This window comes from Thiocapsa sp. (assembly GCF_022340925.1).
In the GTDB taxonomy this organism is placed as follows: Bacteria; Pseudomonadota; Gammaproteobacteria; order Chromatiales; family Chromatiaceae; genus Thiocapsa.
Genome location: NZ_JAJDNA010000048.1, coordinates 1 through 25,060 on the forward strand (window position 1 = coordinate 1; position 25,060 = coordinate 25,060).

Here is a 25,060-nt window from a genome sequence, read left to right on the forward strand (position 1 = left end):
GTAGGGCACACCCACCTGGCGCGAGAGCAGAATGTGCTCACGCGTCTGCGGCATCGGCCCGTCCGCCGCCGACACCACCAGGATCGCCCCGTCCATCTGCGCCGCCCCCGTGATCATGTTCTTCACATAATCAGCATGCCCTGGACAGTCCACGTGCGCGTAATGCCGCTTCTCCGTCTCGTACTCCACATGCGCCGTGGCAATCGTGATCCCACGCTCACGCTCCTCCGGCGCATTGTCAATCTGATCGTAGGCGCGCGCCTCACCACCAAACTTCTTCGCCTGGTGCATCGTGATCGCCGCCGTCAACGTCGTCTTCCCATGGTCCACGTGACCAATCGTCCCCACGTTGACGTGCGGCTTGCTGCGCTGGAATTTCTCTTTGGACATCGACGGCTCCCCACATGGTTCAAATCGACAAGCCGCGCTGGGCGCGACGCGACGATCACCGATCGTCTCGAGAGTGGAGCCCATGACCGGAGTCGAACCGGTGACCTCACCCTTACCAAGGGTGTGCTCTACCAACTGAGCTACATGGGCGGTCGCAAACGACACTCAACTCAATGGAGCGGGTGATGGGAATCGAACCCACACCATCAGCTTGGAAGGCTGAGGTTCTACCATTGAACTACACCCGCAGAGGATCCTCACTCGGCCGAGCCCCCGGCGCAAGCGCGCACATCAGCGGGCGGGCCCGCGACCAGAGCTGCGACCCAATTCGCCAATGCACGCGAGCGAGCGAAACCGGTCAAGTGGAGGCCGCACTCCACAAGCCGTCTGCCCGGCTAGACCGGTTGCACACCCCTAACGTCCGCCAGGACCGCCCCGGCGGAGACCTTCTGTCACAGTGCTGCCCGACGCGGTGAGCGATCACCTCGGCGACGAAACCGCCTGACCGGCTCGCCGACACTCCGGGCGCCCACGACGTGGTGGAGGGGGGAGGATTCGAACCTCCGAAGGCTGAGCCGTCAGATTTACAGTCTGATCCCTTTGACCGCTCGGGAACCCCTCCAAAAGAGCGCTGCAGTATAGGAGGCGCCATCGCACACGTCAAGCGGCTTCCGAGCCGACGGGGCGGAACCCCGCCAGCGGGGACCTGGAATAACCCACCGCTGTCGGCGGCGCAACGACAGCCGATCCGCCCGGAAAGGAGATCGGTCGGGGACGTGACATATGGGACACCGCGGCTCGGTACTCCGCGCATAGCAGCGAGGTGGCCGCCTCGACGACTGAATAGGAAGGGACCTCCGTGGACCACCGAAAGGGCTGAGCTCTTCGGTGCGTCCCGAGCAATGAGCCCGGCGAATGCGTAAAACATCGACGTACCCTCGGTATATAATTTGGCCTCCGCCGATCCTCCGCATGCGGTTTTGGCCGCGGCGACCTTGTTGAGGACATACGGCTCATTATAAAGCCGTGCTCTCAGACACGTTTGGAGATTCTCAATGGACGTTACGGTTTTTGGCAGCGGCTATGTTGGACTCGTCACAGGCGTCTGCCTGGCGGAGGTCGGCAACCGGGTACTCTGCATTGATGTCGATCCCGAAAAGATCGCGCTCCTCAACGGCGGTGGCGTACCCATCTACGAGCCCGGACTCGAGGAGATGGTCAAGCACAACCGCGAAGCCGGGAGGCTGAGCTTTTCGACCGATGCCGAGGAAGGCGTGCGACATGGGCTCTTCCAGTTCATCGCGGTCGGCACACCGCCGGATGAAGACGGCTCGGCCGACCTCCAGTATGTCCTGGCTGTGGCACGGAGCATTGGTCAACATATGGATACCTACCGGATCGTCGTGAATAAGTCGACGGTTCCCGTCGGCACGGCGGACAAGGTTGCCGTCGCGGTCAGGGAGGCCCAGGCGGCACGCGGGATCAGCGTGGAGCTCGATGTGGTCTCCAATCCCGAGTTTCTGAAGGAGGGCGCCGCGATCGAAGACTTCATGCGGCCGGACCGCATCATCGTCGGCACGGACAATCCTCGCACGGGTGAGCTGTTGCGCGCCCTCTACGCGCCCTTCAATCGCAATCACGACCGCTTGATGCTGATGGACATCCGTTCGGCCGAGCTCACGAAGTACGCCGCCAACGCCATGTTGGCGACCAAGATCAGCTTCATGAACGAGCTGTCCAACATCGCGGAGGCGGTCGGCGCAGACATCGAGAAGGTCCGTGTCGGCATCGGCTCGGACCCGCGCATCGGCTATCAATTCATCTACCCGGGTTGCGGCTACGGCGGCTCCTGTTTCCCGAAGGACGTGCGGGCCTTGGAGCGGACGGCGAGGAGCCTGGGCTACGACCCGCAGCTGCTGCACGCCGTGGAAGCCGTCAATTTCCGGCAGAAGGATCTGCTCTTCAAAAAGATCAGCGACTATTTCGGTGGAGATCTCGCGGGTCGCACGATCGCCCTGTGGGGTCTGTCGTTCAAACCCAACACCGACGACATGCGCGAGGCATCGAGCCGGGTCTTGATGGAATCGCTTTGGAAGGCCGGCGCGAAGGTGCGGGCATTCGATCCGGTCGCCATTCCCGAGACCCGGCGGATCTATGGCGAGCGCGCCGACCTGTTCCTGGCTGACGATGCGGAGTCCGCACTCGACGGCGCCGATGCGCTCGCCGTCATGACCGAGTGGTCGCAGTTTCGCAGTCCCAGCTTCGCCGCGCTGAAGAGCAAGCTGAGGACGCCGGTCCTGTTCGACGGCCGAAACATCCTCGACGGCCGTCTCGCCAGTGCGGCGGGGCTCACCTATGTCTCCATCGGACGTCTGCCGCTAACGCCGACTTGATCTCGGATGGTTCGGGAGGGTGCGCTTAGGGAAGCGCTGAAATCGTCAGCGCTTCCCGCGCGGGACAGGAAGGCTCGCCATTCACAGCGGCCCAAGCCGCTGTAAACGAAGGAGAGCGGAGACGCCGTTGTCGCTTTCCGTGCTGATTCTTGGCAGGATGGCCAATCAATCTGCGTCTCCTTGGCGCACCCGTTGGTCAACTCGGGGCGGACGGGGGCTGCCCCTGTCCCGGCCCGCACACCATCATCAGAACCGGTGACTCCAGCTCACCCCGATCTCATACTGCTCCATGAAGAGACTGCCGGTCTGGGTCTGCGTCAGAGACGGACTTGTGCCGTCGTATGTCTCCTTGGGCATATACGCAAAGGAGATGGCGAACTCGTCCGTCTGAGTCGCCTGGTAGGCGGCACCCAGCGTCAGATGCCAGCGCACCGTCGCCGGCGCGAGGACGTTGAACAGACTCTGGCGATCCGTCTTGAGGAAGTCGGTGTTATAGCTGACACCGCCCAGCAGACTCAGCCGCTCCATCGGAGCGTATCGCAGCCCCAGCTTGACGACATCCATGCTCTCCCACCCGAAACCCACGCCGCTCTCCGCACCGAGACAAAACGCGGGTTTGGGTCCGGCGGCCTGACATTGCGAGAGGTCGGCGTCGTTCGAGTTCGAGATCGAATGGCTTTCATCGTAGAAGATGTGCTGGTAGTCCAACGCCACTGTCAGGTTGGGCTGCGGCTTGTAGGCCACGCCCAGATTGAACATGGCCGGGATATCGAATGACCCCCCATCGGCGAAGAGTCCGGCATAGTCATCGAACTTGGACATCCAGACCGTGGTGCGATAGGAGGCACCCAACGCGAGCTGATCGTTGAGCTCGCCGTACCATCCGAAGTGCAGGCCTGCGCCATAGCTCCAATCCGTGCCGTTATTGGAGACCGACTCCGGCTCGACCGACAGTTGTCTGAAGGGCTCCAGCCCCTCGGCCTCGAAACGCTGAATAGCAAACACGGGGGCGATACCAACCGATTGCTTGCCGTCGCCGAGCTTGTAGGTGTAGGGAATCTCGATGAAGAGCTGCTCGAGATTGATGCCGGTGGGCGTGGTGGCGGTGAAGATCCCGTTCGGATTGCCATTCACGGTTCCGGGGACGTCAGCCGTCACCGGAACGGGCTGCCCGGAGGAGAAATCGAAATAAGGGCCGACACTGCCATCGGGGTACGGGCCGACACGCTGATTCGGGAAAACCGCAAAGTTCTCAAAGGGCGGTCGGTCCTTGTACTTCGTGTTCATCCCCCCGTTGCCGAAGAGACTCACACCGATCGTGCTCCGCTCATCGAGCTCGTAGTTGAAACCAAAGCTCGGGATCAGGAACCAATCGAGATCGCTCTCATATTCGCCCGGGGTCACGAAGGTCCCAGCCGGCAGGGTGATGCTCCCGCTCGGTAGCTGGACCTGCTGTGTCGCAAAGTCGTTGTTGGCTCGGTAGCCACGGGGCGAGGGACTGAAAAACGCGACGCCGACATCGAAGCTGTTGCCGATAAACGCCATGCCGGCCGGGTTGGTGGCAGAGACCAGGGTATCCTGCGGAAGCGCGGTCGCCACACCGGCCATCGCCTTGGACTTGGTGCCCCACCCATGTGAGAAGTATCCGTTGGTCGCGATTGCCAGTGTTGGCAGGGACGCACAGGTCACCAGCGCGGCCGTCAGCTGCCACTTCATTTTCACGTTCATGAGCGAGCGATCCTCCTACGTGTTGCGCCGATCAAACGGCTCGTTGTCACTTTGACTGCGGTGAAGGCGCCGCTCGTCACACGAAGGGGTAAGGATGCTCAGCCAAGGCCCCGTCGCTGACGGCTTTAGCAACAATAGTCGACCAGGAATTGCGTTTTGTCAAACGTTGCTTGATGGCAACAGAAGGCGGGCAAGAGGCAGGGTGCCGGGGCCGCGAAGCCGCCTGTCCGGTGGAGCGGTCAAGGGGAGGACGACTCGACACCTCGACGGCCAATCGGTAGCAGCGTGCCCGTTCGCTGCAGATGCGCCGGCTCGATCGACAGCCCGCAAACCCTGGAAACCGACCGGCACTCCCAGAACGGCCGCCGAGCCAATTGGCAACGAGCTTGGGAGGCGATCACGTATCCGGCCACCCCGGCGAAAGATCCGCACCTCCTCGTGATGCGGAAGACGCCGAATGACCGCGCAACAGCCCGTCCTTTGTCAGCATTGATCCCGCCGCGCCGAGTGGAGGCGGTTCATGGCCAGCTGGAACCGGCCGCCGACGAGCTCGTCCAGAACGCCCTCGGCGTCCACGAGTGCCCTGCCGATCTGCTCGGCGTCCGCACGAGACGGGCGGCTCAGGACATAGCCGGTGACCAGGGTCCGATCGCCGGGGTGAGCGATCCCGATCCGCAAGCGCCAGAAGTCCCGACTGGCGAGGGCACCGATCGTATCGCGCAGACCGTTGTGTCCCGCATGCCCCCCTCCCTGCTTCAGGCGGACCTGACCCACCGCAAGATCCAGCTCATCATGCGCAATGAGGATCTGCTCAGGCGGAATCGCGAAGTAACGGGCAACTGCCGCGATCGATTGACCGCTGCGGTTCATATAGGTGCTCGGCTTGAGCATACGCAGATCCGAGCCGAGGAGGCGGATGCGGCAGAGGTGGCCGTGAAACTTGGGTTCCGCCCGGAAAGGCTCGCGGTAGGAGGTCGCGATGCGATCGACGAACCAGAACCCGACGTTGTGCCGGGTCGCCTCGTACTGCTCGCCAGGGTTGCCGAGACCGACGAGCAAACGGATGCCTTGACCTGTCATGACGATGCCATTCTCGAGCCGTGACCGGCAGGCGACGGCCGCACAGGCTGTCGGGTCGGGAGCCCCACCGAATGCGGTCTCCAGGACAGCTGCCCGCGTCCCCTGACCTCGGCAGGCTGGCCTGGAAACGACGAAGCGGTCGGCGAGCCCGACCGCGCCATCATCGGCGCAGACGGCTCGCCGGGTGTGTCAGGTCTCCGTATCGTCTGCCGGGGTCTCCTCCTCGGCTCCACGGGGTCCGTAGATGATCACGACCGGCTCGTCCGGATCCGGTGTGTGGGCGAGCGTCACGCCTTCCGGCATCTGGATCTCGGACAGGTGGAGGATCTGGCCGACCTCCAACTCGCTCATATCGATACCGATGAACTCGGGCAGATCCTTGGGCAGGCAGGTGATCTCCACCTCCGTGATGGCGTGCGAGACCTGCCCGCCCATCTTGAGGCCCCTGCACCGCTCTTCGTTGATGAAATGCAACGGCACGGTCAGGCGGAGCTTCTCGTCTTGGGTGATCCTCAGGAAGTCCACATGCTGGATGAACGGCTTTGCGGGATGGCGCTGGAGGTCTTTCAACACCACCTTGACCGAGCTGTCTCCGATCTTGAGATCGAGCACATGCGAGTAGAATGACTCGTGCTCCAAGTGCTTGAGCAGGTCGTTGTGGGCGACCGAGACCTTCTCGGGCTCCCGATGTCCGCCATAAACGATGGCGGGCACACGCCCCTCGCGACGCAAGCGGCGGCTCGCACCCGTTCCTGCGACTGCGCGGGGCTGCGCAAAGACCTCGAAACTTCCGCTCATTGGCGTTCTCCGGTTGGCAAACATTGGTACCCGCCGGGGACCCGCGACCAGGACCCCGGCAAGACGACGGCGCAGGTCAGTCGACGAACAACGAGCTCACCGACTCCTCGTTCGACACCCGCCGCATGGTCTCGGCGAGCAGCTCACCGATGCTCAATTGCCTGATCTTGGCGCAGGCCCGGGCCTCCGGACGGAGCGGGATCGTGTTGGTCACCACCAACTCGTCCAGCATCGAGCCCGCGATGTTCTCGACGGCGGGACCCGACAGCACCGGATGAGTGCAATAAGCCACCACTCTGGACGCACCGGCCTCTTTCAAGGCTCCCGCGGCGCGAGACAGGGTTCCTGCGGTATCGACAAGATCGTCGATGATGACGCAAGAACGGCCGCGCACGTCGCCGATGATGTTCATCACCTTGGCCTCGTTGGCGCGCGGACGCCGCTTGTCGATGATCGCCAGATCAGCATCATCGAGTCGCTTGGCCAGCGCTCGGGCACGGACCACCCCGCCCACGTCCGGTGAGACCACCATCAGGGCATCATATTTGTTACGCCAGACGTCACCGAGCAAGATCGGCGAGGCGTACACATTGTCGACGGGTATATCGAAAAAACCCTGGATCTGATCAGCATGTAGATCCACCGTCAGTACCCGGTCGGCCCCGGACTGGCCGATCATCTTGGCAACGAGCCGTGCGGTAATCGGGACACGCGCCGACCGTGGGCGACGGTCCTGCCTGGCATACCCGAAGTAGGGAATGACGGCGGTGATGCGCTTTGCCGACGCCCAGCGCAAGGCGTCGATCATCACCAGGAGCTCCATCAGGTTATCGTTGGTGGGCGCGCAGGTCGGCTGGACAACGAACACGTCGCGCCCTCGCACATTCTCCTGGATCTCGGCCATCACCTCGCCGTCGCTGAATTGGCCGACGACGGCCTTACCGAGCGGGATGCTGAGATAACCGGCAATCTCGACCGACAGGTCCGGGTTGGCATTCCCGGAAAAGACCATCAAGTGGCTGGCGGGCACTGGTGCATTCCTGGCTTCAGGCTGGCGAATCATCGGGCTTTGGCTGGGGCGCCAGGATTCGAACCTGGGGATGCCGGGATCAAAACCCGGTGCCTTACCGCTTGGCTACGCCCCAAATAACAGTGATGCCCCACCAGTTTCGGGTCGCTCCGCCGTCACCGGGGCTCGATCCAGCTGCTCGAGGAGCGGCGACCGATTCAACCCTTGGGCGACGAAGGCGTGCATCTCAGTCGGACACTGCTCCAGCGCAACGAGCGCCTCGGCGCGATCGTCGAACACTGCAAACACGCAAGCACCGGTGCCGGAGAGGCGACCCCCACCCCAACCGGAAAGCCAGTCCAAAGCGGCTGCGACCGGGGCGTACTGTCGTCGCACGACCGGGAGGCAGTCGTTTGCCACAACACCTTCGACAAAGTCCGCAAGTGTGACCGGGAGCGAGTCTCGTGTCAACTCAGGGTCTGCGAACACGTCTCTGGTGGACACCGAGCAGGGAGGGGTCAACACGAGATACCACTGCAGCGGCAATACGACCGGGGTGAGGCGCTCTCCCACACCTTCGGCCCAGGCGGCGTGCCCGCGGACGAAGACGGGGACATCTGCCCCGAGGGGCAGCGCCAAACCGGCGAGGGCATCCTCGTCCAGACCCGTCCCCCAAAGTCGATTCAACGCGACCAGTGTCGTGGCCGCATCGGAGCTCCCTCCCCCCAGCCCGCCGCCGATGGGAAGGATCTTCTCGCAACGGATGTCCGCCCCGAGGCGGCAGCCTGTGGCCTCCTGCAGGGCCCGCGCGGCGCGGACCGTGAGGTCCTCGCCTGCCACCACCCCGGGGACGTCGTTGAGGCGGTTGATCAGTCCGTCGGCGCGCACGTCAAACCAGAGACGGTCGCAACGATCGATGAATTGGAAGACCGTTTGCAGCTCATGATAGCCATCCGGGCGGCGCCCCACGATCCGCAGCATCAGGTTGAGCTTAGCAGGAGCGGGCCAGCCGTCGCCCTCCTCGATCGGCGCAACCGATCGATCGGCAGAGCAGGACGGCGTCATGGCGTCAGTCCGCTCTCAGAGGCCCGGTGACGGCCGATCACCTCGTTCAGATAGTCATGCTCACGATGCTCCTGCAAAGCCGCTTCCCACACCTGCCACGCCTCTGCGCGGCGCCCCATCGCCCACAGGACCTCGCCGAGATGGGCCGCGATCTCTCCGTCATTCAGAAGCTCCAGCGCGCGTCTGAGGTAGCCGAGCGCCACCTCATGATTGCCGAGCCGGTAGTTGATCCAACCCATGCTATCGAGGATCGCCGGCTCGCCGGGTTTGAGAGAATAGGCCTTCTCGATATGAGCCTTCGCCTCCTCGTATCGATCGGTGCGATCCGCCAGCGTATACCCGAGCGCGTTCAAGGCATCGGCGTGCTCCGGATCGATCTCGATGATGCGGCGGAAGTCCGCTTCCGCCATGTGGATCTGATCAAGCTTGACGGCCGAGAGCGCCCGGGCATACAGGAGATTTTCGTCATCGGGATAGGCGCTCAAGGCTGCGCCGAAGACCGCCATCGCTTCGCCTGCGCGCCCAACCTCCTCGAGGATTTCGGCCTCGACCAAGTAGAGAACGACGGCGTTCTCGGGGGCTTGATCACGCAGCCGCTGGAGCATGTCGCGGGCACGCTTGACCTCGCCGGCCCTCGCTCGGAGGAGCGCCACCCGGATCTGCGCATCCATGGCGTTAGAGCCTTCCACCTTCGTATACCACTCGAGGGCGGCCTGCGTGTTCCCGGCGCGCTCCTCCGCCTGGCCGAGATAGAAGGACGCTTCATCTCGGCGCTCGCCGGTCTCGTACAGACGGGTGAAGTAGATCCGCGCCCCATCCAGATCCTCGAGCTGCAGGGAGAGGACACCGACCGCAAACAAGACGTCCGGTTCTTTCGGGCGGTTCCGGAGAAGGCGCTCGAACACCTCGCGGGCGCCGGAAAATTCCTGCTCTTCGACGAGGAATTGCCCATACAGCATCCGCAGCGCCTGGTCGTCCGGGGTCTGATCCAAATATTCCTCAAGCAGGGACCTCGCCTCGCCTCTTTTCTCCTCGGTCAGCAGAAGCCTGACCAAGAACAGTCGCGGCTTGTTCCAGTCCGGGCGCAGCTCGATGGCACGGCGCGCGGCCGAATCCGCAATGGCGAGCTGAGATACACTCGCCGCCACCATCGCGAGCGATTGCAGGGCATGGGCATTGTCGGGGAACTGGTCGACCAGCGCCTGCATCAGCTCGAGACGGGTTTCCGCGGTCGGCGCCCGCGAGACGATGGCAGCCGCATGCGCGAACGCCGAATCCGGATCGTCGGACGAGAGCTCGACAAGCCGCATCAAATGCAGGAGCGCCCCTTCCTGATCCGACGCCTGGATCCGCGCAAAGGCGCCAACCTGGTGCGCGGCGGCCGACTCGGGGTCGAGCTCCAGCCAGAGACGCACGCCCTGCTCCGTCGCCGCGGTGTTGTCGCCATTGATCGCGGCTCGGACGGCCAGCTCCGCCATCCGCGCGTCCTGGGTCAGCTCGGCCGCCTTCAGGTAATGGTCGAACGCGGCGTCCATATCCCCGCGGCGGGCGGCGATCTCTGCCACCAGCACTGCATAGACCTGATCGGCATCCAGACCACCCGGCTCGACGGCGTGGGCCGAGACCGATGGCGCGCGCGGCGGCGCGGTCTGGGCGAGGACACCGAGATCGAAGAGCGATAGCGGGAGCATCAACGCGCCGGCGAGTAAGCGAGAGAATGAGCGTGGCATTGGTGTGATTCGGCGAGCGACCATCGACTGACAATCCTGATCCTGAGAACCCAGTATAACGAAGCGGTTCCGTCATTCGGTAACGGCTGCTGCGCCGACGCGGAACGCGCGTGAAGCCTGCGCTAAATCAACCTCCGAGCGGGTCACGCCGATCGGCCGATCCGCCTGTCAGCCCAAAGCTGCTAGCATTGGTGGTCCGCCACTCTCTCGCCGATCGCGAGGTCACCGGCCCTGAGCGAGCGCTGACGCGCTCGGCGACCGGCAAGCTCGCAAGCGGCGGGTTTTCACCGACTGGCGAAAGTCGGACAATCCGGGCGATCATCATGAGACAGGTCCAACTATGAAGCTGCTTGTCCTCGGACTCAATCACAAGACGGCGCCGGTCGATGTCCGCGAGCGATTGGCCTTCGGCCCCGACATCATGGCTGGAGCGCTGCGCGATCTGACCAACTGCAATGGCGTCGCCGAGGGGGTCGTGCTCTCCACCTGCAACCGCACCGAGATCTATAGTGCGCTCCAGGACTGCTCCGAAGACGTCGTGCGGCACTGGCTCAGCCGCTTTCATGGTGTGGAGCACGAGAGGGTCGGTCCCTTCCTCTATGCCCATGCCGGTCGCGACGCCGTCACACATCTGCTCCGAGTCTGCAGCGGACTGGACTCCATGGTCCTGGGCGAGCCGCAGATCCTCGGTCAGGTCAAGACCGCCTATCAGACCGCCAGCAGCTGCACTGCTACCGGAAAGCTGCTCGGGCGCCTCTTCCAGCACGCCTTCTCGGTGGCCAAGACGGTCCGCACCGAGACGGCGATCGGCAGCAGCCCGGTCTCAGTGGCCTTCGCTGCGGTCAACCTCGCTCGCCAGATCTTCAGCGATCTGTCCCAACAGACGGCGCTTCTCATCGGGGCGGGAGAGACGGTCGAGTTGGCCGCCCGGCATCTCCACCGGGCCGGAATCGCCCGCATCATCGTCGCCAACCGGACGGTGGAACGGGCCCACGAGCTCGCGGCTCAGTTCGATGGATTCGCGATCGCGCTCACCGAGATCGGCAATCACCTCGCCGAGGGCGACATCGTCATCGCCTCCACCGCGAGTCCCTTACCGGTCCTCGGCAAAGGGACGGTCGAGCGCGCACTGAAGAAACGCAAGCACCGCCCCATGTTCATGGTGGACATCGCCGTGCCGCGCGACATCGAACCCGAGGTCGGCGAGCTCAACGACGTCTATCTCTACACGATCGACGACCTGCAGGGCGTCATCGACGAGGGGCTCCGCTCACGACAGGCCGCAGCCGCTCAGGCGGAGGACATCATCGCCTTCCACGCCGACGAGTTCATGGCCTGGCTTAGGTCGCTGGATGCCGCCGGTCTCATCCAGGACTATCGCCAACGTGCCGAGGAGCTTCGCGACGATGTCCTCGCGCGCGCACACCGCCAGCTCGATGCCGGCAAGCCCGCCGCCGAGGTCATCAATTACCTCGCGCACACCCTCACCAACAAACTGCTGCACGCACCCAGCTCGCGCTTGCGGCAAGCGGCCCGGGAAGGTGAGGCCGACATCCTGGTGGCAGCCAACGAGCTCTTCCAACTCGCTCAGAGCCGCCCCGACTCGGCCCCATGAACCCGTCGATCCGCCGGAAGCTGGAGCGCATCTCCGAGCGCTTCAGCGAGGTCACGGCCCTGTTGGCGGAATCCGAGACCCAGGCCGACCAGAATCGGTTTCGCGACCTCGGTCGCGAGTATGCCCAGCTCGAGCCACTTATGGCTTGCTATGACCGGTACCGCGACGCCGAGCGCGATCTCGCCGCGGCCGAGGAGATGCTCACCGATCCGGAGATGGAGGCACTCGCGCGCGAAGAGATGGCTCGGGCAAGCGACCGGCGCAGCGAGCTGGAGCCGGAGGTCTACCGGTTGCTCGTCCCTCCCGACCCGGACGACCAGCGCAATGTCTTTCTCGAGGTGCGGGCCGGTACCGGCGGCGCCGAGGCGGCGCTGTTCGCCGGCGACCTCTTGCGGATGTATCTGCGCTACGCCGAGATCATGAAGTGGCAGGTGGAGCAGATCGCCGAGAGTCCCGGCGAGCTCGGCGGCTACAAAGAGGTCGTCGTGCGCATCATCGGCCAAGGTGTCTTCTCGCGGCTCAAGTTCGAGCCCGGCGCACACCGCGTCCAGCGCGTGCCCGAGACCGAGTCTCAAGGGCGTGTGCACACGTCTGCTTGCACGGTCGCCGTGCTGCCGGAGGCCGACACCATCGATTCCGTCGCGATCAATCCGAGCGAGCTGCGGATCGATACCTATCGCTCATCGGGCGCAGGCGGCCAGCACGTCAATAAGACCGATTCGGCGATCCGCATCACCCACCTACCTTCCGGAATCGTCGTCGAGTGCCAGGAGGAACGTTCCCAACACAAGAATCGCGCACGCGCCATGGCACTGCTCCAGGCGAGACTCTTGTCCCAGGCCCGCGAGACCCAGGCGTCCGAGCAGTCTCGATCGCGTCGGCTCCAGGTGGGCAGCGGCGATCGATCCGAGCGCATCCGAACCTATAACTTCCCGCAGAACCGCCTCACGGACCATCGCATCAATCTGACCCTGTACAAGCTCGACGAGATCATGACCGGCCAGCTCGACCAGGTCATCGACCCGCTCTTGCAGGAGTATGAGGCGGAGCAGCTCACCGCGATGCTGAATGGATGACCCGCCCCCCCCGGACTCTCGGACGCCAAGCCGGCCATCGGCCGCGGGTCCGCATGAGTCCGGCCCGCGCATCGATCAAATCCTGCGCGAAGCCGCTGCCGCCCTCGCCCTGATCCCCGACGGCTCACCCCGCTTGGAGGCGGAGCTGCTGCTCAGCCAGGCGACCGGCTGGCCGCGGACGCACCTGGTCGCCTGGCCCGAGCATCGCCTCGGGCCGGAGGCGCTCGGGGTCTTTCGCGAGCTCATGGCCCGCCGCCTGATCGGCGAGCCGATTGCGTACATTCGCGGTCGACAGGCATTCTGGAGTCTGGACCTCAAGGTCACACCCGACACCCTGATCCCGCGCCCCGAGACCGAGTTGCTGGTGGAAACCGCGCTCGAGCTGCTGGCAGCGCAAAGACGACTGCTGGTCGCCGATCTCGGCACCGGCTGCGGCGCAATCGCCGCCGCCCTGGCGACCGAGCGGCCCGACTGGACCCTCTTCGCGACCGACCGATCGGAGGGGGCGTTGCGGATCGCCCGCGAAAATCTCGCGCGGCTCCAGCTGAGCCGAGTGGTGGTGGTTCAGGCGCACTGGCTGAGGGCCTTTGCGGCCGGGAGCCTGGATGCCGTATTGAGCAATCCCCCCTACATCGCCGCAAGCGACCCGCATCTCACCCGCGGCGACCTCCGATTCGAGCCGCGCGGCGCCCTGAGCCCCGACGGCGATGGTCTCGGCGCCTGTCGTGCCATCGCATCGGAGGCATTCCGTTGCCTGCGGCCGGGCGGCTGGCTGCTCCTCGAGCACGGGCACGCGCAAGGCGCTGATGTACGTCGACTCCTCACCGCTGCAGGGCTCCGGAGCCCTCGTACCCGCGCTGACTTTGCCGGTCATGACCGCGTGACCTGGGCGCATGCTTGAGCGCGACCAGATCGTCGACATGGCGATCCCCGTGTGCATGCTCTCCCAAGGAAGATGCTGATTTGCTGGCCGTCCTGGCCGAAAATCAGGCGGGGCTTCCTGCCCCTGCCGGGAAGCGCTGAATACTGCAGCGCTTCCCTAAGCACGAGCGGTTCAGACAAGGCGGCCGTCGAGGGCCAAGCCCGCGTTCGCCAGTGAGCCTCGAACCCCCGGTCGATTCGATCAGGCGGCCCCGCGCGGGGATGGGATCCCGATGGTCGGGGGCTGGGGCAACCTGCCTCACCCGGACGACGATCGCAGCTCGGATACCCTGGTCCGAATCCAGTGTTCGACGTCCTCCGTGAGACCCTTGGCGGTGTTCCCTTCACACGAAAGGGGGTCGCCCACGACCAGCCGGATGGTTCCCGGATAGCGCCAAATCGAGCGCGCCGGCCAACATTCGCCTGCATTGTGCGCAATCGGCAGGACCCGCCTCCCGGAACGGCATGCCAACATCGCGCCCCCCGCGTTGAACCGCCCGACCTGCCCAGGCGGTTGACGGGTTCCCTCCGGATAGATCACCACGCTGACCCCCTGATCGAGACGCTCCTGACCCACCCGTAAGATCGTCTTCAATGCCTGACCCGGTTGCCCTCGGTTGATCGCAATCGGCCGAAGCAGGGCAAGTGCCCAACCGAAAAAAGGCACCCACAGGAGCTCGCGCTTGAGCACGGTCGCCTGAGGGGTGACGAGCAATTGAAGATAGAAGGTCTCCCACTGGCTCTGGTGGTTGGACAGGACCACGAACGCCTCGCCGCGTGGGATCTTCTCCAGGCCGCTGACCTGAATCTCGACGCCGTTGAGTCGTCTCAGCAGCCAGATGGCCGCTCGGGTCCACAGATTGACGAACCGATAACGCTGCTCGAATGTCTGAAAGGGGGCCAACGCAAGACTGAGCAGGCTATGCAGAATCCCCATCAGGTGATAGAGCACGAAGAAGGCCACGCTGCGCAGACGAACACCTGTGCCGGCCGAACGCTCAGCGCCATCCCGGCCGAACGAACCGGGCCACGGGGATCTGGCTTCACGCTCGGACGCGATGCCCTTATCGGAAAGCTGTTCCTCGTTCATGCCGTTGGCGATCGTCGCTATTGATTCGCTCTGCCATCGAGCTGGGCCACCGGGCGCGGATCGGGCGGGCGGGACCGCGAGGCTCGCTTCTGATCAACCGCCTGCCAGGAACCCCGCCTCTCGGCCGCGGCATGCAACCCGGACTGCAAGATCAATGCCAGCAGGTAGGCGGGATTCCGCTTTGAGAATTCCCATGCCGCGATTAGCATAAGGATACCATGGACATCTCAGACGCCGACCGCATCAAGCATCGCGAGATCGCCTTCCAGGAGATCCATCCTGACGCGAATCAAGCCCAGACCGCGGCCCGGTTCCTGAGAGATGTCGACGGCATTCTCAAGACCGAGGCGGCTGCCCCAACCCTTCTCAGGGTCAGCTACGACGTGCTTGGAACCACGCTTCAAGAGATCGAGGAGGCCCTCACCGAATTGGGCCTGCATCTCGACAACCGCCTGATGTACCGCGTCAGACGCGCCCTCTACTACTACACGGAGGAGACACTGCGCGCGAACTGCGGCTGTCCGCACGGCGACAGCAACTGCACCAGGAAGGTATTCGCAAAACGCTATGAGCTCATCGAGCACGGCTGCCGCGACCGGCGGCCGGAGCATTGGCGGCGCTATCTCTAGCTCTGAATGATCGAGCAGCAAAGCCTGCGCTACAGTCGCCACATCCTTCTTCCCGAGCTCGGCGCTCAGGGCCAGGCGCGGCTCGGAGCCTCCAGTGTCCTCGTGGTCGGACTCGGCGGACTCGGCTCACCCGCCGCAATGTATCTGGCGGCGGCCGGTCTCGGTCGGCTGGTGCTCGCGGATTTTGACGCCGTGGATCTCTCTAACCTGCAGCGCCAGATCATGCATACGTCTGCGCACATCGGCAGACCGAAGGTGGACTCGGCCAGGGTCGCACTTGAGGCGCTCAACCCTGAGGTCGAGCTGATCGGCATCAAACGCAGCCTGACTGCGGAGACGCTGCCCGATGTGGTCGCCAAGGTCGACCTGGTCCTCGACTGCAGTGACAACTTCGCCACCCGCTTTGCCGTCAACGCGGCCTGTGTCGATGCGGGTGTCCCGCTGGTCAGCGGGGCGGCCATTCGCCTGGAGGGGCAGGTGGCAGCCTTTTCGGGCCAGCCCGGTGGACCCTGCTACCAGTGTCTGTACCCTGCTGACGGAGGCGTGGATGAGGCCTGCTCAACCAGCGGGATTCTCGCGCCAGTCGCCGGCATTATCGGCAGTATCCAGGCGACCGAGGCAATCAAGATCCTGGCCGGACTCGGTCAGCCCTTGTTTGGCCGACTCTTGCTCCTTGACGCATCTCTGATGCAGTGGCGCGCCCTGCGGTTGCCCGCCGATCCAAACTGCCCGATCTGCGCCGTCCAGGATCGCCGGACAGACAACGTAGGCCAGCGGGCCAGCCCCCCCCCGTCGCGCTAACAAGACAGGACACCCCGCCTCATGCGTTTCGACATCAGTCCGGACCAGATCAAGAAGGCCAAGGTTCCACACGAGCTCTTTCTGACCAATCTGATCGCCAACCACATCCTGCTGGCTGTCGCGTTGGGCGGCCTTGCCGGCAGCTTCCCCTGGGTCATGGTGTTCATCCCGGCCATCTCTTTCGGCATTCTCGGGTTCACGCTGTGGCGCGCCAGACGCGCCGTTGCAATCGATCCCTGGTACGTCATGTGTCACTGGCAGGTCTGCGCGAGGCGCAGCCGTGTCTTCCTAGGGATGCTCAGCCTGCTCCTGTCCGCATTGCTGCTCGCCTGGGTCGGATACACCTACGGTGGGATGATGAAAGAGGCGGTGTGGGCGCTCGCTATCGGCGCCGGGATCCTGCCGGTGATGGTCACGATCTTGGTGCTGGTCATCATCGAATCCGATGCCCTCTATCACGCGAATCAGGCGAAGCTCCCGAGCTGGGTCGTCGAGCGCTTCCCGAACCCGGCGGCCAAGGTCATCGAGGAGGAAGCGCAGGCAGGCCATCCAACGGGCTGAGATCGGTGACAAGGATCCTCGGGCGGCGGCGTTTCCCGCATCGGACGCGGAAATACCCGTCCCCGATCAGCCGAGTGGACGCATCCGATCGGGGTCAGACGACATCGGCGAGGGCATAGTCCAGCACCAGCCCGACGAAGATCGCCATCCCAAAGTAGTTGTTGTTCAGGAACGCCTTGAAGCAGGATGCGGGCTCCCGCCGATGAATCAGCGACTGCTGGTAGAGCGCAAGGACAGCGGCAATCACCAAGCCCGCGAAGAACCACAGGCCGCGACCGGCCAGGAGGCCGAGCCAGACAAGGAGTCCCAGCATCAGCACCTGCAACAGCCCGATCACCATCCGATCCAGGTCGCCGAAGAGGATGGCGGTCGATTTGATCCCGATCTTGAGGTCATCCTCTCGATCAACCATCGCGTACTGGGTGTCGTAGATCAGCGCCCAGATCAGCGTTGAGACGAACAGCAGCCAGGCATAGGCGGGGATTTTGCCGGTCACCGCGGTGAAGGCCATGGGAATCGCCCAACCGAAGGCGGCCCCCAGGAACAACTGGGGTACATGGGTGAACCGCTTCATGAACGGATAGATGATGGTCAGCAGCGCTGCAACCACGGAAAGGGCGACCGTCTGCCAGTTCAGAAACAGCACGAGGCCGAAGGCAAGGAGGCTGAGGACCACGAAGATCGCAACCGCCTCTTCGGGCGAAACGGCTCCCGTCGCCAACGGCCGCTGGCGGGTCCGGGCCACATGGCCATCGAAATCACGATCCGCGAAGTCGTTGATTGCACATCCGGCCGAGCGCATCAGCACCACGCCGAGGACAAACACCAGCACAATGTACCAGGGCGGTTGACCCTCTCCGGCCAACCAGAGCGCCCAGAGCGCGGGCCACATCAAGAGGAAGATCCCGATCGGTCGGTGAAGGCGCACCAGCAGCAGGTACCCGAGCAGGCGCTCACGCCAGGAAGGCAGACGCCGGCTGCCGCTCTTGACCTCGGGGAAGCTCATCTCGCCAATCGTGACCCGGTCCAATGTGAAAGATGGACAATGCCAGGCGATTATCGCACAGACTTCGATCCAATCAGACGCAGGCATATTCCTCGCGCGGACTTGACCAGCGCGCGGTCAAGGGCGAGGCCAGCTCGGGATACCGAGCCAGAATCAGGTCCGCCGCCCGCTGGGCGGCCACAACCAGATGCCGGTCACGGAGCGGGTCCGCGATCCGAAATTGCACGGCACCGGTTTGCCGGGTGCCCAGCAACTCTCCGGCGCCCCGCATTGCGAGATCACGCTCGGCGATCTCGAAGCCACTCTCTGCTTCGCGGATGATACCAAGGCGCTCTCGCGCGGCCGCAGACAAGGGGGGTCGGAAGAGCAGAACACAATGACTCTGCACAACCCCGCGCCCGACCCGACCGCGCAGCTGATGCAGCTGAGCCAAACCGAGGCGCTCCGGGTTCTCGATGATCATCAGGCTCGCGTTTGGGACGTCCACGCCAACCTCGACGACGGTGGTCGCGACTAAGAGATCCAGCTCAGCGCTCGCAAACGCGGCCATGACGGACTCACGATCAGCCCCCTTGATGCGACCGTGCACCAGCCCGAGACGAACGCCCGGCAGGGTGTCTCTCAGCTCATGTGCCGTCGCCTCCGCCGCCTGACACTCCAACGCCTCGGACTCCTCGATCAGGGTGCAGACCCAATAGGCTTGACGCCCCTGCTCGCAGGCCCGCCGAACCCGCTCGATGACCTCATCGCGCCGGTTATCCGGGACCGCCACCGTGATGATGGGTGCGCGTCCAGGCGGCAGCTCATCGATCACGGACAGATCGAGATCGGCATACAGGGTCATGGCGAGCGACCGCGGTATGGGCGTCGCTGTCATGATCAACTGATGCGGGGCGCCGCCTGCACGGCTGCCCTTGGCGCGCAACCGCATGCGTTGATGGACACCGAAACGGTGCTGCTCATCGATGATCACCAGGCCGAGATCCCGAAAGACCACGTCGTCCTGAAAGAGCGCATGCGTCCCCATCACCAGCTTCGCATGACCGCTCGCGATGGTCTCAAGCAAACCGGCACGCTCGCGTCCCTTGTGCCGTCCGACCAACCAGGTCGGGTCGATGCCAAGCGGCGCGAGCCACGCGGCAAACCCCCGCCGGTGTTGCTCGGACAGGAGCTCGGTCGGCGCCATTAGCGCAACTTGACGGCCGGATTCGATCGCCTGGAGGGCCGCCAGTGCCGCGACCAGGGTCTTGCCCGCCCCCACGTCGCCCTGTAACAGCCGCTGCATCGGTCGGTCGCTCCGCAGGTCGGCCGCGATCTCGGCCACGACGCGCTCCTGCGCCCTCGTCAGTCGAAAAGACAGGGCCTCGAGAAGTCGCCGACGCAACCTGCCGTCCCCTTCCAGCTTCGGTGCCGCGGTCGCCCGCCGGGCGCCGCGCAGGCGGCGCAGACTGACTTGATGCGCAACCAGCTCCTCGAATGACAGGCGCAGGAAGGCCGGATGGCTGCGCCCGACCAGGTGGCTGGGGTCGGCCTCGGCCGGCGGGCGGTGCACGTAGCGCAGCGCCTCGGTGAGCGTCGGCAGAGCCAGGGGTCGCAACACCTCCTCGGGTAGGCATTCGGTCGGCGCATGCTGGTCGAGGAGTGCCAGGGCCTGGTCCGTCAAACCTCGCCAGGAGGCCTGTTGCAAGCCCTCGGTCGAGGGATACAGTGGCGTCAGCCGCTGCTCGATCGGATCAACATCCTGGGTCTGAAGCCGGTACTCGGGATGCACCATCTCGAGCGAAGCCGGCCCCCGTCTCACCTCACCATAGCAGCGCAGCCGCGTCCCCGGCCGGAGGGTCTGAAGCTGCTGCCGGGAGTAATGGAAAAAGCGCAACAACAGACCGCCACCGGACCGGTCCGCGAGCCAGACCTTGTATGAGCGACGCGGTCCGTTGGCCAGCTCGACAGCGCTGATCTCGCCCTGCACCAGGGTCTCGTCACCCGGCCGAAGCTCAGCGATCGGTACCAGATGCGTGCGGTCCTGATAGCGGTGCGGCAGATGAAAGAGGAGGTCCTGAACGCTCGCGATCCCCAGTCTCCGCAGCCGCTCGGCCACCCGCGGACCGACCCGGTCGAGCCGCTCAACCGGGAGGTCGGCGAGCGATGGGGTTGGGAATGCAGCAGCGCTGTAGGGATCCATCGGAGCCACCGAGGTCGTCTGCGTCAACACGGAATGGTCGATTGCCCGGGCGCCGGTGGTTCCCATGCCCGCGGTGTTGATCCAGTATCGAGAGAGGGACTTCGACTGCGCGAGTCAGGCAAGAAGCGACGAGATCGCCCGCGCGAGATGGTGAGCGTCTCCCGCAAACGAGACCGAATGGTTCGTGCATCGAGCAGGCCAATCGCGAATAATCCCCGGAAGACACAGTCTTGGACCATTTGGATCCTCCGGGGTGACATGATCGCTCAAGAGTCCCTCTCATTCACAACCCGAGGCCGGGGCACCTACGACATGACCCGCGCTGTTCAGCAGGCGGTCCGCGAATCCGGGATCCGAATCGGGCTCTGTCACCTCTTCGTCCAGCACACCAGCGCCTCGCTGATCCTCTGCGAGAACGCCGACCCCAGGGTTCGGCGCGATCTGGAGGCCTTCATGAGCCGCCTGATCCCGGACGGGGATCGTCTCTTCGAGCATGCCGACGAAGGACCGGACGACATGCCCGCCCACATCCGGGCGATCCTGACCCAGGTCGAGCTGACGCTGCCGATCCGTGGAGGCACCTGCGCGCTCGGCACCTGGCAAGGACTCTATCTCTACGAGCACCGCACCCGGGGACTCGAGCGCCGGATCACGTTGACCATGCATGGCGAGTGACATCCGCCGCAGGTCAGCTCGCCGCTGGGGAAGGCCCACCGTCAGACCGCGAACGATGATCGTCAACAGCCCATAACAATGCGCCGAACCGGGAAACGCTCCCCTCGGGTCGCAAGCTGCCCGCTTGCCAGGATGGCATATGCACAGGCGCCTAGAGGCGTTCCTCCGGCAAGGCGTCTGGCCGATACGACAGACGCATCGCACCTGAGCCCCCTTTGCGCCCCTTGATCGCCCGCGCGAGCTGATGAACCGCCATCGCATAGTAGGTACTATGGTTGTAGCGGGTGATCGTGTAGAAGTTGGGTAGACCCAACCAATACTCGTAACCGCTGCCCACATCCAACTCGAGCAGGCTGGCGTTGGAGACCCTGCCCAGCGAGCCGGCCGGGGTAATGCCCCGACCCGCCAGCTCGTTCAAGCCATAGCGGGTATCGAAGCCCGTCTTCATCATCCCGGCACTGAAGCCGGCCTGAACCTGTGATGGGACTGCGACCGGCTCGCCGGGTCGCCAGCCGTGCGCTCTGAAATAGTTGGCGACGCTTCCGATGGCGTCCGCGGGGTTCCAGAGGTCCCGGTGTCCATCGTCGTCGAAGTCCACCGCGTAGTCTCGGAAGCTCGAGGGCATGAACTGCCCAAGCCCCATGGCACCGGCATAGGAACCCAGAGGCCGAAAGGGATCGATTCCCTCGTCGCGGGTCATGACCAGAAAGGACTCCAGCTCGCCGGTAAAATACTCCGCGCGACGCGGATAGCTGAAGGCCAGGGTCGCCAAGGCGTCGATGATCCGGGTCTTGCCCACATAGCCGCCATAGCGGGTCTCGACACCGATGATGGCGACGATGTACTCGGGCGGAACACCATAGCGTGCCGCCGCGCGATTGAGCACCGCCTCATGGCGGTCCCAGAACCGGGCTCCATTGGCGATGTTGTCTTCGGTCAGAAACTTGCCTCGATAGCGGATCCAGGCCCCGTTCGGCCCGGTACTGGTGCGCGGGGCCTGACGATCCATCAAGTCGATGATCCACTGCTCGCGTTTGGCACCCGACAGCACCGCCGCGACCGCGTAAGGACTGAAGCCATGCTTCTGTTGCATCCGACGGATAAAGGGATCGACGTGGGGATAGGCCGCGAAATCGCCGCTCGGCCTCGCCGTGCGGGATGCGGCCGCCGGAATCGCCGCGTAACGCGAGCCTTCCGCGAGATGGTCGGGCCTGGGCGCCTTGGACCCGCAGCCCGTGATCAGGACCAGGGAAAGCAGTGCACTCATCGAGGCAGCGATACGCATAGGGCAACCGGTGAGAGAAATCGACTCCCTCGTATAGTAAAGCAGTTTTTCAATATAGCAATTCAAGCGACGAATTTAACTGACGATTACAGCCTCAGTCATCCACCACCATCACAGCATCCATCTCGACTGCTGCCCCCTTAGGCAGCGCCGCGACGCCAATTGCCGCACGCGCCGGATAAGGCGCGTCGAAATACTCCGCCATGACCTGATTCACCAGCGGGTAATGGGTCAGATCGACCAGAAAGACGTTGAGCTTGACGACATCGGCCAGGCTACCGTTCGCCGCGTGGGCGACCGCGCGCAGATTCTCGAAGACCCGTCGGACCTGCGCCTCGACGTTACCCGAGATCAATTCCAGGGTTTCCGGGACCAAAGGGATCTGTCCAGACAGGTAGACGGTCTCGCCAACCTTCACCGCTTGAGAATAGGTGCCGATCGCTGCCGGCGCCTGGTCGGTCTTGATGATGCTCTTGGCCATGATCTGGTCACTCCGATCTGCTTGGGCGATCCCGCACCGCCGCTTACCAGTGCGATGATCCTATACCCGAGTGCACCTGCACGAAACCCGTGGCTTCAGCTTCCAGCGCGCGGGGGCCAGGTCGCTGAAGGCAGGTTTTGGGGCGACGATCCGGCTACGGACGCGACCCGCTATACTCTTCCCCCGGCAACCCGGATGACAGACATGAGCGCACTCTATCAGTCTAAGCTCGCCAGCTTGCAGCTGGTCGGACGCGGCAAGGTCCGCGACATCTACCGGATCGACTCGGCGCACCTGTTGATCGTCGCCAGCGACCGACTGTCCGCGTTCGATGTCGTCCTGCCCCAGCCGATTCCAGGCAAGGGCGAGGTCTTGACGCGGGTCTCCCGATTCTGGTTTGCGCGCACCGCGCACCTCATCCCTAATCACCTTGCCGACATCCCGCTCGCCGATGTCGTCAAGGATCCCGATGAGCTCGCCCATCTCGGCGATCGTGCGATGGTCGTCCGCCGTCTCGAGCCCTTGCCGGTCGAGGCGATCGTCCGAGGCTACCTGATCGGATCAGGCTGGAAGGACTACCAGCGTGGCGGAGCGGTCTGCGGGATCCTGCTCCCGCCCGGGCTGCGTCAAGCGGACCGGCTCCCGGAGGCCATCTATACGCCGTCGACCAAGGCCGGGCTCGGCGGGCATGATCAGAATGTTGACTTTGCCTACACCGCGACCCTGCTCGGTCGCGACCTCGCGTCACAGGTGCGTGAGATCAGCCTGAGCATCTATCGTGAGTGCGCTGCCTATGCCCACGGGCGGGGGATCATCATCGCCGACACCAAGCTCGAGTTCGGCCTCGACGGCAAAGGCCGGCTACATCTGATCGATGAGGTCCTCACGCCCGACTCCTCGCGCTTCTGGCCGGCCGATGAATATCGGCCGGGCACCAGCCCGCCGAGCTTCGACAAACAGTTCGTCCGCGACTACCTGGAGACGCTCGATTGGGACAAGACCCCGCCCGGCCCCCGCCTGCCCCAGGACGTCATTGAGCGGACCGCCGAGAAGTACCGTGAGGCCGAGCGACGCCTGACGCGCGCCGGATGACCCGGCGCGAGGGCACAGGCGTCCGTGCCATCGCCAGGCCGCCCAAAGTCGAGTAGGATCGGGCCCCAACCCGCCGCGAAGGACCCGAGAGGGAGACCCCAAACGTGAAACTCGTTCGAAATCTGCTGGCCGTCATCGGCTTATTGACCCTGATTGCCGCCGGAATCCTGTATCTGCGAGTCGGAGCGAGCCTTGCGGACTTCGACCCGAAATTCCCGAGCGTCTATGCCGATTTCGCGTCGCGCCTCTTGGAGACGGGCGATCCGGGCGTCGCCATGATGTGGTCGATCCCGGTCGAGGAAGGACTCACCGCAGATGACGTCATCGCTTCCATGAAGAGCATTGCCGTCTCGCGCAACCTGCTGTTCGTGGGGGAATCTCCCTTCTACAAGCAAATCGAGGCGATCACCGGCGAACGCTATCGATACGTCAACTTTCTCTCCTTCTGCGATGCGCGGGTCGGTCAGCAGATGCTGGAGTACCGTAACGAGTACAGCGGATTCATGCCATGCCGCATCGCTCTGGTCGAGGACGCTCAGGGGCACCTGACGCTCTACAGCATGAACCTCGACATGATGATCCACGGTGGTCGGAAGCTGCCGGAGGACCTCAAGCAAGCCTCGCTCAGGGTCCGCGACAACATCCGGGCGATTATGACGGGTGGCGCGAGCGGAGAGTTCTAGCAGCCTGGCTACCGCGGCGATGAGTGTCGCCCTGGAGTAGGGAGATGATCCGTCCATCCACCCCATCCATCTGGCTCATGCTGGCTGCGGGATGCGCGGCCGCGGCAACGGGGAGCCTGTTGTCGACCGCCTGGCTCGGTCTGGAGCCCTGCCATCTCTGTGTCTTTCAGCGCCTTCTCTTCATGGTGCTCACGGTTGTCGCTCTCGGAGCCGCCTTTGCGAGCCGCCGATCGCCCTCGGGCCGCGCCGGCTGGCTGCTCGGCGGCCTGACCCTTCCCATCTCGGTGACCGGAATCGGCGTCGCCGCCTACCAGAGTTGGCTGCAGCATCAACCACTTGACCAGGCGTCCTGCACCGGGGGGCCGCCCGGACTGATCGAGCGCCTGGTCGAGTGGCTCGGCCAACAGATGCCCGCCTGGTTCATGGCAACCGGATTCTGCGAGGACGAGGCGCTGGTGATTCTGGGCCTTTCGCTCGCGAACTGGGCGCTCCTCTCCTTCATCCTGTGTCTCGGCATCGGGGTTTGGGCACTGGTGCAGGGCGAACTGGCGGATTGACCGAGGCTGACACAGGCCACGCCGGGAACGGCCTCGCAACTGAGCTGACGGGGGATCAGGATCTCGCAGAGCGAAGCGGAATCGACGCCCGTGCAAGGCGTTCGACCTCGCCTCGCTGCATATTCCGGCTTTCGACGAGCTCAAAGGGCTTGGATTCCGTGTCTGTTTCTGCCTTGCTCCGGCTGCTAACCTCGCGTGCTGGTCGCCGCCATC

At 64.3% G+C, this 25,060-nt stretch carries 23 protein-coding genes and 4 tRNA genes; 11 read left to right on the forward strand and 16 right to left on the reverse strand.

Translation table 11 applies throughout. The features are described 5' to 3' along the window. The 4 genes from LJE61_RS06370 to LJE61_RS06385 form a co-directional block, all read right to left on the reverse strand. A partial coding sequence (locus LJE61_RS06370) for a GTP-binding protein (protein WP_296914861.1) occupies positions 1 to 390 on the reverse strand: 390 nt, incomplete at its 3' end. Between the two features lie 74 nt (positions 391 to 464). After that, a tRNA-Thr gene (locus tag LJE61_RS06375) sits at positions 465 to 540 on the reverse strand. A 24-nt stretch (positions 541 to 564) separates the two neighbouring features. After that, positions 565 to 638 (reverse strand) — tRNA-Gly (locus LJE61_RS06380). A gap of 289 nt (positions 639 to 927) precedes the next feature. Then, positions 928 to 1,012 (reverse strand) — tRNA-Tyr (locus tag LJE61_RS06385). Between the two features lie 433 nt (positions 1,013 to 1,445). On the opposite strand from LJE61_RS06385, the gene LJE61_RS06390 reads away from it, so the two are divergent. Further along, a complete protein-coding gene (locus LJE61_RS06390) occupies positions 1,446 to 2,783 on the forward strand; it encodes a UDP-glucose dehydrogenase family protein (protein WP_296917800.1) in 1,338 nt (445 codons plus the stop codon). 246 nt (positions 2,784 to 3,029) lie between these two features. Here LJE61_RS06390 and LJE61_RS06395 read toward each other — a convergent pair whose 3' ends face one another. The 7 genes from LJE61_RS06395 to LJE61_RS06425 form a co-directional block, all read right to left on the reverse strand. Continuing rightward, complete coding sequence (locus LJE61_RS06395; RefSeq protein ID WP_296917803.1) at positions 3,030 to 4,511, reverse strand: OmpP1/FadL family transporter; 1,482 nt, start codon at positions 4,509 to 4,511, stop codon at positions 3,030 to 3,032. Between the two features lie 483 nt (positions 4,512 to 4,994). Next, positions 4,995 to 5,591 (reverse strand): aminoacyl-tRNA hydrolase, encoded by a 597-nt coding sequence (pth, locus tag LJE61_RS06400; RefSeq protein WP_296913477.1) that lies wholly within the window; start codon positions 5,589 to 5,591, stop codon positions 4,995 to 4,997. Positions 5,592 to 5,780: 189 nt separating this feature from the next. Then, positions 5,781 to 6,389, reverse strand: coding sequence for a 50S ribosomal protein L25/general stress protein Ctc (locus tag LJE61_RS06405; protein ID WP_296913474.1), 609 nt, complete (start codon positions 6,387 to 6,389; stop codon positions 5,781 to 5,783). 76 nt (positions 6,390 to 6,465) lie between these two features. Beyond that, on the reverse strand, positions 6,466 to 7,419 hold the full coding sequence (locus LJE61_RS06410; protein WP_296913471.1) for a ribose-phosphate diphosphokinase: 954 nt from the start codon (positions 7,417 to 7,419) through the stop codon (positions 6,466 to 6,468). 40 nt (positions 7,420 to 7,459) lie between these two features. Further along, positions 7,460 to 7,534 (reverse strand) — tRNA-Gln (locus LJE61_RS06415). Further along, positions 7,525 to 8,463 carry a 4-(cytidine 5'-diphospho)-2-C-methyl-D-erythritol kinase gene (gene ispE / locus LJE61_RS06420; protein ID WP_296913468.1) on the reverse strand — a complete coding sequence of 313 codons (939 nt, stop codon included), beginning with the start codon at positions 8,461 to 8,463 and terminating at the stop codon, positions 7,525 to 7,527. The genes LJE61_RS06415 and ispE overlap by 10 nt, the downstream gene beginning before the upstream one ends. Next, positions 8,460 to 10,154 carry a tetratricopeptide repeat protein gene (locus tag LJE61_RS06425; protein WP_296913465.1) on the reverse strand — a complete coding sequence of 565 codons (1,695 nt, stop codon included), beginning with the start codon at positions 10,152 to 10,154 and terminating at the stop codon, positions 8,460 to 8,462. The genes ispE and LJE61_RS06425 overlap by 4 nt, the downstream gene beginning before the upstream one ends. Before the next feature lie 379 nt (positions 10,155 to 10,533). On the opposite strand from LJE61_RS06425, the gene hemA reads away from it, so the two are divergent. From hemA to prmC, 3 genes are read left to right on the forward strand one after another with little or no spacing between them, the layout of a single operon-like run. Continuing rightward, positions 10,534 to 11,808 (forward strand): glutamyl-tRNA reductase, encoded by a 1,275-nt coding sequence (gene hemA / locus LJE61_RS06430; protein ID WP_296913462.1) that lies wholly within the window; start codon positions 10,534 to 10,536, stop codon positions 11,806 to 11,808. After that, positions 11,805 to 12,884 (forward strand): peptide chain release factor 1, encoded by a 1,080-nt coding sequence (gene prfA, locus LJE61_RS06435; RefSeq protein ID WP_296913459.1) that lies wholly within the window; start codon positions 11,805 to 11,807, stop codon positions 12,882 to 12,884. The genes hemA and prfA overlap by 4 nt, the downstream gene beginning before the upstream one ends. Next, positions 12,877 to 13,785, forward strand: coding sequence for a peptide chain release factor N(5)-glutamine methyltransferase (gene prmC / locus LJE61_RS06440; RefSeq protein WP_296913455.1), 909 nt, complete (start codon positions 12,877 to 12,879; stop codon positions 13,783 to 13,785). The genes prfA and prmC overlap by 8 nt, the downstream gene beginning before the upstream one ends. Before the next feature lie 279 nt (positions 13,786 to 14,064). Here the strand turns inward: prmC and LJE61_RS06445 are convergent, their stop codons facing one another. Continuing rightward, a complete protein-coding gene (locus tag LJE61_RS06445) occupies positions 14,065 to 14,895 on the reverse strand; it encodes a lysophospholipid acyltransferase family protein (protein ID WP_296913452.1) in 831 nt (276 codons plus the stop codon). A gap of 218 nt (positions 14,896 to 15,113) precedes the next feature. Here LJE61_RS06445 and LJE61_RS06450 point away from each other — a divergent pair, with 218 nt between their 5' ends. From LJE61_RS06450 to LJE61_RS06460, 3 genes are read left to right on the forward strand one after another with little or no spacing between them, the layout of a single operon-like run. Further along, complete coding sequence (locus LJE61_RS06450) at positions 15,114 to 15,524, forward strand: hypothetical protein (RefSeq protein ID WP_296913448.1); 411 nt, start codon at positions 15,114 to 15,116, stop codon at positions 15,522 to 15,524. Positions 15,525 to 15,530: 6 nt separating this feature from the next. Continuing rightward, positions 15,531 to 16,325: a molybdopterin-synthase adenylyltransferase MoeB gene (locus tag LJE61_RS06455; RefSeq protein ID WP_296913445.1), complete on the forward strand. Its 795-nt coding sequence runs from the start codon at positions 15,531 to 15,533 to the stop codon at positions 16,323 to 16,325. Between the two features lie 21 nt (positions 16,326 to 16,346). Next, positions 16,347 to 16,886 (forward strand): hypothetical protein, encoded by a 540-nt coding sequence (locus LJE61_RS06460; protein WP_296913443.1) that lies wholly within the window; start codon positions 16,347 to 16,349, stop codon positions 16,884 to 16,886. Positions 16,887 to 16,980: 94 nt separating this feature from the next. Here LJE61_RS06460 and ubiA read toward each other — a convergent pair whose 3' ends face one another. Both ubiA and recG read right to left on the reverse strand, forming a co-directional pair. Beyond that, on the reverse strand, positions 16,981 to 17,892 hold the full coding sequence (gene ubiA, locus LJE61_RS06465; protein WP_296913441.1) for a 4-hydroxybenzoate octaprenyltransferase: 912 nt from the start codon (positions 17,890 to 17,892) through the stop codon (positions 16,981 to 16,983). Positions 17,893 to 17,965: 73 nt separating this feature from the next. After that, on the reverse strand, positions 17,966 to 20,074 hold the full coding sequence (gene recG / locus LJE61_RS06470; protein ID WP_296913483.1) for an ATP-dependent DNA helicase RecG: 2,109 nt from the start codon (positions 20,072 to 20,074) through the stop codon (positions 17,966 to 17,968). A gap of 258 nt (positions 20,075 to 20,332) precedes the next feature. On the opposite strand from recG, the gene LJE61_RS06475 reads away from it, so the two are divergent. Continuing rightward, positions 20,333 to 20,749 carry a secondary thiamine-phosphate synthase enzyme YjbQ gene (locus LJE61_RS06475; protein ID WP_296913438.1) on the forward strand — a complete coding sequence of 139 codons (417 nt, stop codon included), beginning with the start codon at positions 20,333 to 20,335 and terminating at the stop codon, positions 20,747 to 20,749. Between the two features lie 151 nt (positions 20,750 to 20,900). Here the strand turns inward: LJE61_RS06475 and mltB are convergent, their stop codons facing one another. Then, on the reverse strand, positions 20,901 to 22,016 hold the full coding sequence (gene mltB / locus LJE61_RS06480) for a lytic murein transglycosylase B (RefSeq protein WP_296913434.1): 1,116 nt from the start codon (positions 22,014 to 22,016) through the stop codon (positions 20,901 to 20,903). Positions 22,017 to 22,128: 112 nt separating this feature from the next. Next, a complete protein-coding gene (gene ridA / locus LJE61_RS06485) occupies positions 22,129 to 22,515 on the reverse strand; it encodes a deaminase RidA (RefSeq protein ID WP_296913432.1) in 387 nt (128 codons plus the stop codon). A gap of 204 nt (positions 22,516 to 22,719) precedes the next feature. Between ridA and LJE61_RS06490 the strand changes: the two genes are divergently transcribed. From LJE61_RS06490 to LJE61_RS06500, 3 genes are all read left to right on the forward strand, one after another. Beyond that, positions 22,720 to 23,607, forward strand: coding sequence for a phosphoribosylaminoimidazolesuccinocarboxamide synthase (locus LJE61_RS06490; RefSeq protein WP_296913429.1), 888 nt, complete (start codon positions 22,720 to 22,722; stop codon positions 23,605 to 23,607). A gap of 104 nt (positions 23,608 to 23,711) precedes the next feature. Further along, entirely contained in the window at positions 23,712 to 24,290 is a 579-nt protein-coding gene (locus tag LJE61_RS06495) for a DUF302 domain-containing protein (RefSeq protein WP_296913427.1), read from the forward strand. Positions 24,291 to 24,334: 44 nt separating this feature from the next. After that, on the forward strand, positions 24,335 to 24,847 hold the full coding sequence (locus LJE61_RS06500) for a disulfide bond formation protein B (RefSeq protein ID WP_296913425.1): 513 nt from the start codon (positions 24,335 to 24,337) through the stop codon (positions 24,845 to 24,847). Positions 24,848 to 25,060: the final 213 nt, after the last annotated feature.